Origin of the sequence: Pantoea sp. App145 (genome assembly GCF_047947045.1) — a bacterium.
Classification (GTDB): domain Bacteria; phylum Pseudomonadota; class Gammaproteobacteria; order Enterobacterales; family Enterobacteriaceae; genus Pantoea.
On the sequence record NZ_CP133290.1, the window covers coordinates 1,856,147 to 1,870,888 of the forward strand.

Consider the following 14,742-nt stretch of genomic DNA (forward strand, 5'->3'; position numbering starts at 1 on the left):
TTTTAACCAACCTGCCGATAACCCGATCACGGCGATGTTGCCATGCCCTTAACACAGCCCTGAGCGAGGCCAGGATGGATAATTTCCAGAAAGAGATCGATGAACGCGCTAACCTCGCGTTATCAAACAAATTCGAACTGCTGCTATTCCGCCTCGGCTCCGATCAGCGGAAAGGCAAATCCGAACTGTACGGTATTAACGTATTCAAACTGCGTGAAATCGTACCGATGCCGAATATCACCCGTGCTGCGGGTATGCAGTCACCTTTGCTGGGTATGGCCAGCATTCGCGATCAGTTTATTCCGGTGATCGACCTGCCTGCCGTGACCGGTTGTACCCCGGAAACCGGGCTGAATTTGCTGCTGGTGACGGAATATGCGCGCAGCACCCAGGCCTTCGCGGTGGAATCCGTGGAAAACATCGTGCGTCTCGACTGGAATCAGGTGCACACCGCTGAGGCGGGCATCGGTAGCCGCAACATCACCAGTATTGCCTGCCTCGATAGCGACGGTGACAGCAACAATCTGGCCCTGGTGCTGGATGTCGAACAGATCCTGTATGACATCATCCCATCGGTACGCGGCGTCGAGCCGGGCGAAGAGACGGTGAAAAACTTCAACCTCAAGCCAGGCCAGGTCGCGATTGTGGCGGAAGACTCCAAAGTGGCGCGTCAGCTGCTGGAGCAGGGTCTGAAAAGCATGGGCATCCCCGCCATCATGCACAACACCGGTCTTGAGGCGTGGCAGAAAATCACCCAGATGCAGCAGGAAGCGCAGGCTGCGGGTCAGTCCATCCATGACAAAATTGCGCTGGTGCTGACGGATCTTGAAATGCCAGAGATGGACGGTTTTACCCTGACGCGTAACATCAAACGTGATGATGTGCTGCGCCATATTCCGGTAGTGATCCACTCTTCCCTTTCCGGCAGCGCTAACGAAGACCATGTGCGCAAAGTCGGGGCCGATGGTTATGTGGCAAAATTCGAAATTAATGAATTATCGAATGTGATTTACCGCGTGCTGGAGGCGGTGCGTTAAATCACGCGTGGCGGCGCGAGTTATCGCGCCGCTGCATGTTACATCCCGCCTGCAAGATGTCATTTCCGGTCAAATTTTTGTGACACACCTCTAAAAAATTAAAGTAAAAACATTAACATCCGATAACCATAGCGCTTGCGCGTGCCGGTCAGGCTTGTCCCGCCGAAGTGAGCACACTTTTTTTCCTTAAAAAACATCAACCTGATGCAGATACCTCATCTGCTTTTCTATCTTGAAAACCATACATTTTGGCATCACGGGGAGAACCTATGTTGAGCTTTAAGAACCTGAAAGTCGGCGTCCGGCTGGGCATCGCCTTTGGCCTGGTGGTGGCGCTGCTGGTCGTGGTGGGGATTACCTCCATCACGAAAATCAGCAACATCAAAAATGGCATCACCTCCATTGTCGAAGATCGTTATGTCAAAGTGCGCCTGGGATTTGATGTGCGCGATGGCGTCAATGATCAGATCAAATACCTGCGTGGCATCGTTATCGATACCTCACGCCCGGAGAACAACGAAAAACGCTACAAACAACTGGCTGAAGCGACCGATCGTACCAATACGGCGATGAAAAAAATCGAAGCGATCCAGGTGACCGCCGTCGGGAAAAAGAAGATCGCCGGTCTGCTGGAAGCCAGTCACAAGTTTGAACAGCAGAAAAATGCGCTGCTGGATCTGGTGCGTGCAGGCAATCTCGAGGGTGCCAGCACCTATGTGCTGAAATCGATCACCGATACTCAGAATACCTATCTCGACAGTGCCAACGCTTTTGCCAATTCGCAGTCTGAACAGCTGCAGAAGGAAGGAATTACCATCATTGCCGATGGTTCAACGGCCATCATGGTGACGCTGGTGTTCTCCGCTATCGCCATTGTCGCCTCAATTATCCTCGGCTTTTTACTGACCCGTTCGATCGTACGTCCGCTGAATGAAGCGGTTGAGATTGCCGGTAAAGTCGCGGCGGGCGATCTCAGTACCCACATTGAAGTGAAAAGCAAAGATGAAACCGGCGTGCTGATGCGTGCGTTGCAAAGCATGAACGATAACCTGCTGACCATCGTTTCTGATGTGCGTGCCGGTTCTGACACCATTGCCGTGGCATCCAATCAGATCTCCAGTGGCAACCTTGACCTCTCCTCGCGTACCGAACAGCAGGCCAGTTCGCTGGAAGAAACCGCCTCAGCGATGGAGCAAATGACGTCAACGGTGAAACACAACGCCGAGAACGCGCGTGAGGCTAACAAGCTGGTCGCCAACACCTCTGATGTGGCGAAAGAAGGTGGCGAGGTGATGGAACAGGTGATTGAGAAGATGGAAGCCATTGCGCTGTCGTCGAAGAAGATTGTCGATATCATCAGCGTGATTGACTCCATTGCCTTCCAGACCAACATCCTGTCACTCAACGCCGCAGTGGAAGCAGCGCGTGCCGGTGAACAGGGACGTGGTTTTGCCGTGGTCGCCAGCGAAGTCCGCAATCTGGCACAGCGCTCTGCCTCCGCAGCAAAAGAGATCAAAGTGCTGATTGAAGATTCGGTGGCGAAAGTGGATGAAGGCAGCCGTCTGGTTTCTCATGCCGGTTCAACCATCGGTGAAGTGGTCAACAGCGTGAAAAGCGTGGCGGATATCATGGGTGAAATCACCATTGCCAGCAACGAGCAGAGCAGCGGTATCAGCGAAATCAATCTGGCGATTACCCAGATGGAAGCGGTAACGCAGCAGAATGCCGCACTGGTACAGGAAGCGTCGGCAGCCTCCCAGGCGCTGCAGGACCAGGCTGAGCGTCTGGCGCAATCAATGAGTGTGTTTAAAACTGGCCGCACGTTAGAACTGAGCGCGGTGTAAGGCAATTTAACGGTGGCGAGAGTTCGCCACCGTCATAGCATTAATTCGCCAGCGAATAAAAAATGGATGAAATTGCCAGCACACCGACAATCACCACAAATCCATTACTGATCTTCCCGCTGTACTGACGCATTGCCGGCACTTTCTGAATGGCATACATCGGCATCAGGAACAGCAGCATGGCAATAATCGGCCCACCCAGGGTCTCAATCATCCCCAGAATGCTCGGATTGAGCGTCGCCACCAGCCAGGTGGTCAGCAGCATAAACAGTGACGTCAAACGGTTCAGACGTTGCGGCGCGACACGCTTACCCCGACTGCGCAGCGATTTAATCACCAGCCCATTAAAACCTTCACGTGCGCCAAGGTAATGACCGAGGAATGATTTAGTGATCGCGACCATCGCCACAATCGGTCCCAGCCAGGCGATCATCGGCACGTTAAAGTGATTTGCCAGGTAAGACAGAATGGTGATGTTTTGCGCTTTGGCCGCATCAAGATCCGCCGGTGACAGGCTGAGCACGCAGCTAAACACAAAGAACATCACCGTCAGCACCATCATCAGATGGGCGCAGGCCAGGATACGTGAACACTTCTGCTCCGCCCCTGCGCCATATTCTTCGCGCTTTGCCACCGCAAAAGAGGAGATGATCGGTGAATGGTTAAAGGAAAACACCATCACCGGAATCGCAAGCCACAGCGTCATCCAGATATTGCTGTCGCCGTGACTCTGGCTGAATGACAGACTTTCCAGCGCTGCGCCATGCCAGTGCGGCACCAGATAGCACGCCAGCAGCATCAGAACCGCCACAAACGGGAACACCAGCACGCTCATCGCCTTGACAATCATCTGCTCGCCAAAACGCACCACGGTCATCATGCCGACAATCAAAATCAGCGCCAGCACGGCACGCGGCGGCGACACCAGGCCCAGTTGGTGCACGATAAAGCTATCGACGGTGTTGGTAATCGCCACGCTGTACATCAGCAGGATGGGATAAATGGCAAAAAAGTAGAGCAGCGTGATGATCTTACCCGCGCCCACGCCAAAATGTTCTTCCACCACTTCAGTGATATTTTCGCCGGGATTTTTCCCGGAGAGCACAAACCGCGTCAGTGCACGGTGGGCATAAAACGTCATCGGAAAGGCGAGAATCGCCATGATAATCAGCGGAATCAAACCGCCTGCCCCGGCATTGATGGGCAGAAACAACACCCCTGCCCCAATCGCCGTACCGTACAAACCCAGCATCCACACGGTATCACTTTTTCGCCAGCCCTTTGCGGCTACCTCGACGGCACCCGCCGTGCCGGTTTGCGTGGTTTCCATCTGTCTCTCCAGAATGAATCTTGATCCAAAGCACAGCCGGTATCGGCTGCGAATTATGACGCGATCGGCGCGACGCCCTCATGCTAACCGTTTTTTGATGGCACGGATGGCATAAACGCAAAAAACGGTCACTAATGGGGTTATTAATACTCACATCGACCATTTAATCGACATAAACGCACAAAATAACCGCGCAACCGTTTGCCTGGGCGCTATTTGACCTGAGACATCGGGAGAGTGCAAGTAAGAACATCACTGCCGGAGTTAACACGAGCCTAAACGCTTAATGCATCGTGGCAGTGTGCTCTGGCACGATAAACTCAACTGTTTTGCTATCCAGCGGCTTATGCGTTGGGTCGGCAAGGATCAGGGTGACCTTATGCTTACCCGCAGGCAACCCAACCAGAATCACTGGTTCACCGCTGGTATCGGCCCAATGCCAGGGGTTGTTATCCACAATGATGTGGAGGTGACCGATGCGGGGCGTCACTTTTAAGGCCTCAGGGCCAAAAACGGGTTCGATACGCAGGTTTTCTGCCCGATATTGAATAAACACCGCCCCCTTACGCAGTGGGCCGGCGAGAGGTGCATCAACAATCAGTCTTGCCGGTGGTTGAGGTTTCTCCAGCGGCGCAACTGCTGCTGGCCCCAGCACGTCGCCCGCGCTGAGATCGCCGACATTAGCAGCCCATGCACAGGTGGCAGATGAGAATAAAATGGGTGAAATAAGGATCAGTTTACGCAACATAGTCGTTTCTCCAGTGAGTCGTTCATGACGTCCTGTACAGAAGACCACGCGGATGTATCGAGCTTGTTTGCGTTATGGGGCGTGATGTATCGCGTTGTAACAGCCGGACGCAGAGATACAGTGGGATGCAAAAAAGTGGCGGCGCGGCGTTTGTTATGTGTTCTGACGCTTCCTGTTTCAGCCGCCAGGGGAGACTTCAGCTAGGCGTAATAGGGCAGAAACACAACATTGCCATTAACCACAACCTGGAGATATCCGCCAGGCTTGGTGGAATTAGCGGGGGTTCCTGTCGCGGAAGCCAAGGCCAGCAGGGAACCCTGCGCTCCGATTCCAGCACTCCCGTTGTGCAGACTGAAGCGTGGCGTGGCGTCATTCAGCCCGGGAGAGTCGGTCTGCGTACTACCGTCCGGCGTGAACAGCGAACAGGTACCCGCATCAAACCGGGTTGGGCCGGTGCCTTTAACGTTGATGACGTACTCACCCGTGTAAGCAGCAAATCGAATCCACAATGCGGTGAGATCTGTGCTGTAGGCGCTGGTGGGGTATTGCACCGCCGTCACACCACTTGCCCCCTCATGCCAGTACTGAACAATCTGCTGAGTCGCGCTGGTTCTCTGCAACTTGATGATGGTCTTGCCTGGGGTACGGTCCGCACCGGCAGGGCTATAGTTCCCGCTACCGATAGTGCTGTACCCGTTACGACAGATAATCTCTATCTCCCAGATTTGCCCTACCGTTGGGAATGAGAATGCCCCAATATTCAGCCAGAGGGGGGTTGCTGAGTTGTTAGTACCGCGCAGAACACCTGAAGTCCATTTAGTCTTCAGGGTGCCGAACAGTTCCACACCGTGGTTTTCAACCCTGATGTGTCCACGCTCATAGTTACTCAGCCATGATGTAATGCCAGAGCCATCCGGGTTTGTGCTGTAACTTGGCCAGCTGCCACCGTTCGGTGTGGTGTCGTAGTCAAGGGCGTTACCGGTCGGCACAGAGATCACGTTACCTTGTCCCTTACAGGCATACAGCACCGGGTTATGCACACATCCTTCAATACATACCATGTCCAGAATCCACTGACCGTTATTGATATCGAACGGCGTCGTACCCGGTCCGCTGAACCAGACGTTACGCATAATGGCCTGTTGACAGCGCGGCGCCCAGATAGCCGGGGCCAGGTTGGTCAGGAAGTTACAGTTACGGATTTCCAGAGAGGTGCTGTGATCCCATACGCCAGCGGGGTAATTCGACCACCCCACCTGCACCACCGGCCCAGCGGTGACAGATCCGTACACCTGCTCAACAATGCTGTCCAGCGTATCAAGCACATAGAACATGTAGGAGCCGGTATTCGTGGCGGAACAATTTTTCAGGTACATATAGCATCCCGCTACGCACTCATTCGACATAAAGCCCTGCTTATTCGAGGCGGTATCATTAAATACCCCCAGGGTTGCCCCCTTGAGCAGGTAGCTACTGGTGTCGTATGCGGTTTTCTGCTGACCGTCCCAGGCGATACCCTCGACAATCATCCGGCGGTGGTTCAGTTGAAACACGGTACTGGCTGAGCCATCGCTGATAATCCGGGTGAATATCTGCTTACCGTAAGGGGTGCTCATACCCTGAATGCGGATGCCACCATGGGCGGTGTATCCTGAAGGATAATACTTCAGGTCAGCAGACCCCGAGGCTATGGCAGTACCGTACCCGCGCCAATCCAGAGGCTTGATAAAGAATGTTCCTGCCGGAAACTTAATGCCTGCCTGCTTGATGGTGCTGAGTCCTGCGACAGCTACCGCTACGCCACTCAGCATAAATTCCAGCATCGCGGTACATGCGGGGCCTGCGTCTGTGACACCATCCGGGATGGCTCCAAATTCACAAACGGTCAGATCATTCAGATCACACTCTCTGGTCCAGTACCAGTCAGTTCCAGCGGCAGTAAACCCGCCGTCATCCTTGCCTGTGCTGAGGTGCCCCCTAAACCAGCCAGCACCCCAGCCAATTTTGGTGTGGCCGCTAATCCAGACACGCTCCCCTTCAAACGCGGGTCGACGTGCTCTGAGCGATGCAAAGGTGCTGACTCCGGCCAGATTTGTCCGGGAAATCGTGGTGGCTTCCTGTACGGTAAGCCCATCAGTATTACCAATTTTTAACATTTTCAATCCTTACTCAGTTGAATTTCAGACACGCGCAAACCCCACCACAGCAGGAGCCGTGAGGTTAATGGGTTCGGGTTATTTAGCGGGGGGTCAGCGCGAGGGGGTCAGACGGGACGCGTTTTGTGGGAGAATTTTGCCATCGTTTGGCTCCCCCTTACACGGTCGCGGCGACCAACGTACCCGACCCTTTGACCCACGCGATGGCACCATTCGCCAGGGTGACACCGTCAGCGGGTATACGCAGGCACGGAGCATTATCAGAGGGAGCCGAGTCGCCAATATAAAGGTAAGCGGTGCTTTGATCGATCAGCTGCGCGGTGACGATACCTGTGCCAGTGGCGAGCTGAGTCCAGTTGCTGGTTAGGGCAATAGAGATCGTTTGCATGGTTGGATCCTCAAAATTGATTCAGGTGAATTGACGGGACGTGTTGACATCAGGGGGTTTACAACGGGGTTATTCCAGCACCGCTTTATTTAGCGTGACTGGTGCCGGTAATAGGAGTCGAACCTACGACCTTCGCATTACGAATGCGCTGCTCTACCAACTGAGCTATACCGGCGTTGGGGCGGGAACTACGGTGAAATAAGTTAGGAAAAACCGGCAGATGAGTCAAGGACCAGCAAAGGTGCGACTGCTTTTCCCGCATTACCGGCCAAAACTGCTTATACCGTAAACAAAATGTCGTGACGCGATTTATCGTGCCCCTTTCAAAACCTGTGCGATAAAACGCACCCTCCCCTGAAAACCGAGTCGCGTTTTAATATTGCAACCTCACCAGACTGCGCTGGCAAACTCGCATCCAGTTCAGCAAATAAATTACCTTCAATCATCTTAGCCTCCTCAGGCATACGTTAAGGATTCAGGACTGATTTGAATGGATTTCCTCCTGTTGTTCTTTCAGCAGGTTTTTCTGGCGGACGAACTGGGCCATTACCCCCATCGCCACCATAAATGCACCTATCAGACCGAGGTAGTTGTGCGGGAGCACCGCTTTGACATCTTCAGGCAACGTGTTCCATGCCGTCAGGGCGGAAGAAGGAAAAGATTGCACCCAGGCACTGAGGATCGAACCGAGTGAAGCCAACCACACTGACCAGGTTTTAAACAACAGGCGAGCATGAGAAACGAATTGCAGCGTAGTAAAACGCTGGAGTAACAGCAGAATGATGACCACGGTAAGTACCGCGACCAGGAACATTAGCCATTTCATAGCAGCCCCCGGTAGATATCGTAAGTACCGCTGCGCATGACCTCAGCATGGCGACGTGCCCGCCCTGGCGTCTGGCTCGCCCACAAGCTATTGAGCATGGCATCAGCGGCAGCATCAAAGTCATTCTGGGTGATGGCCGTGAGCATATTTCTGAACAACGCCAGACCCTCAACCCCAAGCTGATACGCCATGCTGTAGAGCACGTCACAACGCGCTTCATTGCACTGGGATAATGCCTGTTGCAATGCCGCCCGGCTATGCATCTGCTGGGCCTTGCCTTCAACAATCAATTGCTTCCAGGTATCGCCCACCAGGCGCGGAACCAAAAAGATATAGTTGCTCAGAGTGGCCCCTTTTGGACCGATGCGAATCCCCCCGGCCACCGTCGGGAACCCCTGACTATCGAGATAAGGCGTTTCCCGATAGCCCTCTTCAAAATTCAAAATGGCAATAATCTGGCTCATAACATCCTCCTCGTTGATTTGGCGCGGCGTAAAACATAAAACCTGCTGATCAATCAGCCGTAAAAACGCCGCAGCACATCTGCACTTCGCTCAAGCGCCGTTAATTAATGGGAAAAATGAAGTGTTCCGCTTAAATCTGGAGAAAACCGCTGACTAAGAGTTAACGCACGGCGTAGAGATGAACATGGGGCAGGCCGCAGTGATCAAACACGACTGGTTTGCAGCGAAGAAACAAAGGTGCGATGACGGCCCGATCAACCCTGGAAAGATGCTGACGCTGGCAAATGCGCTCTGCATTGCGCAGTGTTAACGTCATCGGTTCCAGGCCAAACGCGTTATCAATGCAGCACTTCAGACGACTGAGAGACTGACGGCGTCGGTGTCGACGCGTGCGCGCATTCCCGGGAAATACAGATTTGCCATACTGGATAATCGCCATAACTCCTCCTGTGAATGAGTCTTTGGCGATGGGGGGGCCGCATGGGAGAGTAACAACGGAGAACAACCGGTAACACTGCAACATGCGTATCCACCCCATCCCAAAATCCACTGACTTTGGATGGTATGCATCGCGCTTGTGCAGCGCCTCGATTGTTTAAGAGCAGGCTATTCCTCAGCCACGATGACGTCCTTGCATGCTCAAATTATTAACGTATTCTTATGCTTTATCAAACACTGATAGTTAATTTTTTATTTACCATCAGTTAAATTTCTGATTTCAGCCAGAATATTTTTAACCGCTAAGACTAACCGGGAAATTGATAATTGCGTGATTGACTCATGACAACCCGGGCAATCACCTGGAGACGAGCGGCCTCTTCCAGAGTCAGATACCAGGTTTCATAGCGTTTGTTGTCTGAGATAACCGCGACACGGTGATGCTGTAATTGCAGGCGTTTCAGATAAAACTGCTCATCCAGTGTAAACAGGTAAATACCGTCGCCATCGAAACGCTGTACGCTGATATCGACAAATAGCTGGTCACGCGGCGCAAACGTGCCGGCCATTGAGTCACTGTTTATGGCGATCAGACGGATATGCTCTGCCGATCGCCCGTTGAATAACAGGCGTGCTTCGTCAGGGTTATATTCGATTGCCTGAAGGGTTTCCAGCAGTTGGTCACGAGCCGCAATGCCATGTGCGCTGTGCTGTCCGATATCGAGACTCTCAACCCGAAATACGGGCCGCTGTTGGTTGAATGGATACTGAGTCACCCTTGCTGCCGGTTTTTCCATACCATACTGTAACCATTCCACGCGCACATCCAGCAGCTGACTCAGCGCCAGCAGGTTGCTGTCATCTGGAATAGATTGGGCGTTGAACCATTTCCAGACGCCCGGCGCTGAGATTTTACATCCTCTTGCCTGCAAGGCTTTCGCAATCTGTTGGTTCCGCCCGTGTCCAGCAATCCCCGCGCTATCGCATGCAGCAACCAGCCTGGCAGTAAAATCCTGTTTTGCACTGTCTTTTTTAACCATCAGTTAATAATCTGCCATCAGGTAGAGACGAAGTAGGGTTTTTATCTTTGCTACCAGTTCATTTTATATTACCGCTAGTTTACTACCTAACCGCTTTTATCAATCAAATTGAATGATCATTATCCCCTTACTGACGTCACAAATCAGCAATGAATGGCAGAAAGTCAAAATGCGCAGGAAAAGTCAGGATCCAAGGTAAAAAAAAAGCACCCTTTCAGGATGCTTGTTTTAATCTGATTAAACATCAACCGCGTGGCGTATCGTTGCCCCAGCCAATCCATTTGTAGGTGGTTAAGGCTTCGAGGCCCATTGGCCCGCGCGCATGAAGTTTCTGCGTACTGACCGCGACCTCAGCACCCAGACCAAACTGGCCGCCATCGGTGAAGCGTGTGCTGGCATTAACGTAAACCGCCGACGAATCGACCTGATTCACGAAACGGTTGGCGTTGCTGATGCTGCGTGTCAGGATGCCATCCGAGTGCTGAGTACCATGAAGCCGAATATGGTCAATCGCCTCATCAATGCTATCCACCAGCTTGATATTCAGATCGTTCGACAGCCATTCATCGTCATATTCGGCAGCCTTAACCGCCACCACGCTGGCCGGACCGTTCTGCACCAGTGCGATGATGTTCTCATCAGCATGCAATGCAATGTTTTCCTGCGCCATACATTGCAGGAAAGCAGGCAGGAAGCGCTCGGTCTGATCACGATGGATCAGCAGCGTTTCCAGTGAGTTACAGGCACTCGGGCGCTGCTTTTTAGCGTTGACGATTACCGTCAGCGCCGCTTCGGTGTCCATGGTTTCATCAAGATACAGATGGCACACCCCAATCCCCCCGGTGATCACCGGAATGGTCGAGTTTTCACGGCAAAGCTTGTGCAACCCAGCACCACCGCGCGGGATCAACATATCGACATAGCGATCCAGCTTCAGCAGCTGATTAACCAGTTCACGATCCGGGTTCTCAATTGCCTGGACGGCGCCCGCCGGTAAGCCGTGTTGCACCAGCGCGTTCTGAATCACCCGCACCGTCGCCGCGTTAGTACGATAAGTTTCTTTACCGCCGCGCAGAATCGCTGCGTTACCGGTTTTCAGGCATAGCGAGGCAACATCCACCGTGACGTTAGGACGTGCTTCATAAATCACTCCCACCACGCCTAAGGGTACCCGGCGGCGCTCAATACGCAGGCCGCTATCGAGCAACCCGCCATCAATCAGTTGTCCGACCGGATCGGCCAGACGACACACCTGACGGACATCATCAGCAATGCCTTTCAGGCGCTGTGGATTGAGCGTCAGACGATCCAGCAGCGCGGCACTCATGCCGTTCTGGCGCGCATCAGCCAGATCCTGCTCATTCGCCGCAAGGATATCGGCGCTTTCCGCTTCCAGCCGATCCGCGATAGTCAGCAACACCTGATTTTTTTCTGCGGTGGAGAGTTCCGCCAGTTTGTACGACGCCGCACGCGCCGCTTTACCCATTTCTTCTAACATCAATCGCTCCTTAACTGACGATCATATCGTCACGGTGCACGGCTACCGGGCCATATTCGTAACCGAGGATCTCGCTGATCTGCTGGCTGTGATGTCCAGCGATCATGCGCATCGCATCGCTGTTATAACGTGTTACGCCATGGGCAATATCACGCCCTTCAAGGCTGCGAATACGGATCACTTCCCCACGTGAGAAGTTGCCCTGCACCTCACGGATGCCTTTTGGCAGTAACGAGCTGCCGCGTTCAAGAATCGCGGTCAGCGCGCCGTCATCCACGGTAATTTCACCGGCCGGTGGCGCACCAAAGATCCAGCGCTTACGGTTTTCCAGTGGCGTTTGCTGCGCGTGGAAGCGGGTGCCAACCGGTTTCCCGTCGATCACCTCGCCAATCACGTTGCTGCGGCTGCCTGCGGCGATAATCACATCGATACCTGCACGACAGGCAACATCCGCCGCCTGTAGCTTGGTCGCCATCCCACCGGTCCCGAGACCCGACACGCTACCACCAGCCAGCGTGCGCAGCGCATCGTCAATCTGATGCACATCGCTGATAAGCGATGCTTCCGGATTATTGCGCGGATCGGCCGTGAACAGCCCCTGTTGATCGGTCAGCAGCAGCAGCTTGTCAGCCCCCGCCAGCATGGCGGCCAGCGCCGACAAATTATCATTATCGCCAACTTTAATTTCGGCAGTGGCAACAGCATCGTTTTCGTTGATAACCGGCACGATATGGTTATCGAGCAACGCGCGCAGCGTGTCGCGTGCGTACAGGAAACGCTCACGGTCTTCCATATCAGCACGCGTCAGCAGCATCTGCCCGATATGAATGCCGTAAATCGAAAACAGCTGTTCCCACAGTTGGATCAGACGGCTCTGCCCCACCGCAGCCAGCAGCTGCTTAGAGGCGATGGTAGGTGGCAGTTCAGGGTAACCCAGGTGTTCGCGCCCGGCCGCCATCGCGCCCGAGGTGACGATAACAATACGATGTCCCGCCGCGTGCTGCTGCGCACACTGACGAACCAACTCCACCATATGCGCCCGATTCAGCCGACGTGAACCGCCGGTAAGAACGCTGGTACCCAACTTGACCACAAGGGTCTGACTGCCACTCATGTTTTTCCTGCCATATAAGAAAAAAGTTCTGCGAAGGGACGTTTTATCAGGAGTGAGCAAGGAAGCCAACAGCCGCCGGGGGAAAAGCACAAAAATCCCCGGACAATGCGGTAGACCAAAAGTTCGCGATTAACAAGAAATCAGAAAAACTGTCATAAAACTTTCATCGCTAACCGGTAAAAAGTCCCCGTGTTTTATTACAAGCTCTTTCACGAGCACAACAAATTTTACTCATTGGGATTGATAGCAAAATGATGAAAAGCAAACTGGCATTAGTCGTATCCGCGCTGGCTCTGGCTTCAACCGCGCATGCCGCTGAAGTTTACAACAAAGACGGTAACAAACTGGACTTCTACGGCAAAGTTAAAGCCGAAAACTACATGAGCGATAACGCAAGCTCAAACGGTGACAAATCCTATGTTCGTATCGGCTTCAAAGGTCAGACAAAGATCAACGACCTGATGACCGGTTACGGCCAGTGGGAATATCAGTACAACGTCAACAACTCTGAAGGTTCAGACGCTAACACCGGCAACAAAACCCGTCTGGGCTTTGCCGGTCTGAAATTCAGCCAGTACGGTTCATTCGACTACGGCCGTAACTACGGCGTGCTGTATGACGTGGAAGGTCTGACTGACGTATTCCCGGAATTCGGCGGCGACGGTACTGCGCGTGCGGATAACTTCATGACTCAACGTGCTACTGGCGTAGCCACTTACCGTAACAACAACTTCTTTGGCCTGGTTGATGGTCTGCGCTTCGCGCTGCAATACCAGGGCAAAAACGATTCCACCAGCGCCAACGCCCGTGGTAGCGCCACCGATACTTCTCGTCAGAATGGCGACGGTTACGGTGCATCACTGGGTTATAGTTTTGGTGATACCGGCATCAGCGCGATCAGTGCCATCACTTCTTCTGACCGTACCAATCAGCAGGAAGCCCGTACCTACGGTAAAGGCCAGAAAGCTGAATCCTGGGGTGCTGGTCTGAAATATGACGCCAACAGCGTGTATCTGGCGGCTATCTACACCGAAACCCGCAACATGACCCCAATCAGCGGGACTTATCAGGGTGCGTCAGTTTCTGGTGCAGCGAACAAAGCACAGAACATCGAATTGGTTGCACAGTATCAGTTTGATTTCGGCCTGCGTCCGTCACTGGGTTACGTACAGACCAAAGGCAAAGATATCGAAAACGGTATCGGCGATGCCGACCTGGTGAAATACATCGACGTGGCTGCGACTTACTACTTCAACAAAAACATGTCTGTGATGGTGGATTACAAGATCAACCAGCTGTCTGACGACAACAAACTGGCACTCAACAGCGACGACGTCGTTGCTGTGGGTATGACTTACCAGTTCTGATTTAGCTTTACCCTCAATGTGTCTGAAACCAGGGGCAGGCTCATCACCTGCCCTTTTTTTATCGCCGTCAGGCGCTTAATTTTACCGGCTGCTCATCAAATCCGGCAGCAGGTTTGAGATCCAGCTTCAGTTCATGAAGTGTGGCTTTAAGACGCTCGTGGAAGTTGCGCAGCGTCTCTTCTACTCTGGCGTTATTGTCTTTGCCCTTGATCGCTGAGGCACTCCAGTTCCCCGCTTTATCAAACATACCAAACGTGTATTGGTAGGTGAAGTGATCTTCCTGCGCTTCCAGTTCCATCCACCAGCCCCAGAACTCACGGCTTTCCGGTGCCGGTTTCACATTGATGCACACGGCCAGGCAATCGAAAAAGAAGCGTGTTTCTGCGCATTTCCCTTCGCGGATATAGGGCCCCAGCTCAGTAAAACGCTTAAGCAGGCGACTACGGGGGTGACCACTCGGTAACGACATGCTAATTCTCCCTTAACTGGTTA

At 53.2% G+C, this 14,742-nt stretch carries 14 protein-coding genes and 1 tRNA gene; 3 read left to right on the forward strand and 12 right to left on the reverse strand.

Translation table 11 applies throughout. The annotated features are described in order from the left end of the window. Positions 1-74: 74 nt before the first annotated feature. Entirely contained in the window at positions 75-1,037 is a 963-nt protein-coding gene (locus RCF31_RS08550) for a chemotaxis protein (RefSeq protein ID WP_084872994.1), read from the forward strand. A gap of 269 nt (positions 1,038-1,306) precedes the next feature. After that, the gene (locus RCF31_RS08555; RefSeq protein ID WP_299457149.1) at positions 1,307-2,881 is read left to right on the forward strand and encodes a methyl-accepting chemotaxis protein; all 1,575 of its coding nucleotides are present in this window, start codon (positions 1,307-1,309) and stop codon (positions 2,879-2,881) included. Between the two features lie 40 nt (positions 2,882-2,921). On the opposite strand, the gene RCF31_RS08560 is transcribed toward RCF31_RS08555, so the two are convergent. The 11 genes from RCF31_RS08560 to proB all read right to left on the reverse strand — a co-directional run bounded on the left by RCF31_RS08560 (position 2,922) and on the right by proB (position 12,883). Next, a complete protein-coding gene (locus RCF31_RS08560) occupies positions 2,922-4,211 on the reverse strand; it encodes an HAAAP family serine/threonine permease (RefSeq protein ID WP_416413058.1) in 1,290 nt (429 codons plus the stop codon). Positions 4,212-4,494: 283 nt separating this feature from the next. After that, positions 4,495-4,959 (reverse strand): DUF6130 family protein, encoded by a 465-nt coding sequence (locus tag RCF31_RS08565; RefSeq protein WP_299457151.1) that lies wholly within the window; start codon positions 4,957-4,959, stop codon positions 4,495-4,497. Positions 4,960-5,159: 200 nt separating this feature from the next. Further along, entirely contained in the window at positions 5,160-7,115 is a 1,956-nt protein-coding gene (locus RCF31_RS08570; RefSeq protein ID WP_416413059.1) for a hypothetical protein, read from the reverse strand. A 157-nt stretch (positions 7,116-7,272) separates the two neighbouring features. Further along, positions 7,273-7,503 carry a hypothetical protein gene (locus RCF31_RS08575; protein WP_299457154.1) on the reverse strand — a complete coding sequence of 77 codons (231 nt, stop codon included), beginning with the start codon at positions 7,501-7,503 and terminating at the stop codon, positions 7,273-7,275. A 99-nt stretch (positions 7,504-7,602) separates the two neighbouring features. Continuing rightward, positions 7,603-7,678: transfer RNA gene (locus RCF31_RS08580), tRNA-Thr, on the reverse strand. 300 nt (positions 7,679-7,978) lie between these two features. Then, positions 7,979-8,329 (reverse strand): hypothetical protein, encoded by a 351-nt coding sequence (locus RCF31_RS08585; protein WP_299457158.1) that lies wholly within the window; start codon positions 8,327-8,329, stop codon positions 7,979-7,981. Continuing rightward, entirely contained in the window at positions 8,326-8,793 is a 468-nt protein-coding gene (locus tag RCF31_RS08590; RefSeq protein WP_299457160.1) for a glycoside hydrolase family protein, read from the reverse strand. Before RCF31_RS08590 ends, RCF31_RS08585 begins: the two co-directional genes overlap by 4 nt. A 160-nt stretch (positions 8,794-8,953) precedes the next feature. Beyond that, positions 8,954-9,232 (reverse strand): hypothetical protein, encoded by a 279-nt coding sequence (locus RCF31_RS08595; protein ID WP_416413060.1) that lies wholly within the window; start codon positions 9,230-9,232, stop codon positions 8,954-8,956. A gap of 307 nt (positions 9,233-9,539) precedes the next feature. Continuing rightward, a complete protein-coding gene (locus tag RCF31_RS08600; protein ID WP_416413061.1) occupies positions 9,540-10,271 on the reverse strand; it encodes a S24 family peptidase in 732 nt (243 codons plus the stop codon). A 244-nt stretch (positions 10,272-10,515) separates the two neighbouring features. Next, entirely contained in the window at positions 10,516-11,769 is a 1,254-nt protein-coding gene (proA, locus tag RCF31_RS08605) for a glutamate-5-semialdehyde dehydrogenase (RefSeq protein ID WP_416413062.1), read from the reverse strand. Positions 11,770-11,779: 10 nt separating this feature from the next. After that, positions 11,780-12,883 (reverse strand): glutamate 5-kinase, encoded by a 1,104-nt coding sequence (proB, locus tag RCF31_RS08610; RefSeq protein WP_299457168.1) that lies wholly within the window; start codon positions 12,881-12,883, stop codon positions 11,780-11,782. A 251-nt stretch (positions 12,884-13,134) separates the two neighbouring features. Between proB and RCF31_RS08615 the strand changes: the two genes are divergently transcribed. Beyond that, positions 13,135-14,250, forward strand: coding sequence for a porin (locus tag RCF31_RS08615; RefSeq protein ID WP_416413063.1), 1,116 nt, complete (start codon positions 13,135-13,137; stop codon positions 14,248-14,250). 67 nt (positions 14,251-14,317) lie between these two features. Here RCF31_RS08615 and crl read toward each other — a convergent pair whose 3' ends face one another. Continuing rightward, complete coding sequence (gene crl, locus RCF31_RS08620; protein ID WP_084872982.1) at positions 14,318-14,719, reverse strand: sigma factor-binding protein Crl; 402 nt, start codon at positions 14,717-14,719, stop codon at positions 14,318-14,320. Between the last annotated feature and the right edge of the window lie 23 nt (positions 14,720-14,742).

What these genes read in the sequence shown, in the direction of transcription:
- RCF31_RS08550 (WP_084872994.1), top strand. Translation starts at nt 75, where the DNA reads ATGGATAATTTCCAGAAAGAGATCGATGAACGCGCTAACCTCGCGTTA.
- RCF31_RS08555 (WP_299457149.1), top strand. Translation starts at nt 1,307, where the DNA reads ATGTTGAGCTTTAAGAACCTGAAAGTCGGCGTCCGGCTGGGCATCGCC.
- RCF31_RS08560 (WP_416413058.1), bottom strand. Translation starts at nt 4,211, where the DNA reads ATGGAAACCACGCAAACCGGCACGGCGGGTGCCGTCGAGGTAGCCGCA.
- RCF31_RS08565 (WP_299457151.1), bottom strand. Translation starts at nt 4,959, where the DNA reads ATGTTGCGTAAACTGATCCTTATTTCACCCATTTTATTCTCATCTGCC.
- RCF31_RS08570 (WP_416413059.1), bottom strand. Translation starts at nt 7,115, where the DNA reads ATGTTAAAAATTGGTAATACTGATGGGCTTACCGTACAGGAAGCCACC.
- RCF31_RS08575 (WP_299457154.1), bottom strand. Translation starts at nt 7,503, where the DNA reads ATGCAAACGATCTCTATTGCCCTAACCAGCAACTGGACTCAGCTCGCC.
- RCF31_RS08585 (WP_299457158.1), bottom strand. Translation starts at nt 8,329, where the DNA reads ATGAAATGGCTAATGTTCCTGGTCGCGGTACTTACCGTGGTCATCATT.
- RCF31_RS08590 (WP_299457160.1), bottom strand. Translation starts at nt 8,793, where the DNA reads ATGAGCCAGATTATTGCCATTTTGAATTTTGAAGAGGGCTATCGGGAA.
- RCF31_RS08595 (WP_416413060.1), bottom strand. Translation starts at nt 9,232, where the DNA reads ATGGCGATTATCCAGTATGGCAAATCTGTATTTCCCGGGAATGCGCGC.
- RCF31_RS08600 (WP_416413061.1), bottom strand. Translation starts at nt 10,271, where the DNA reads ATGGTTAAAAAAGACAGTGCAAAACAGGATTTTACTGCCAGGCTGGTT.
- proA (WP_416413062.1), bottom strand. Translation starts at nt 11,769, where the DNA reads ATGTTAGAAGAAATGGGTAAAGCGGCGCGTGCGGCGTCGTACAAACTG.
- proB (WP_299457168.1), bottom strand. Translation starts at nt 12,883, where the DNA reads ATGAGTGGCAGTCAGACCCTTGTGGTCAAGTTGGGTACCAGCGTTCTT.
- RCF31_RS08615 (WP_416413063.1), top strand. Translation starts at nt 13,135, where the DNA reads ATGATGAAAAGCAAACTGGCATTAGTCGTATCCGCGCTGGCTCTGGCT.
- crl (WP_084872982.1), bottom strand. Translation starts at nt 14,719, where the DNA reads ATGTCGTTACCGAGTGGTCACCCCCGTAGTCGCCTGCTTAAGCGTTTT.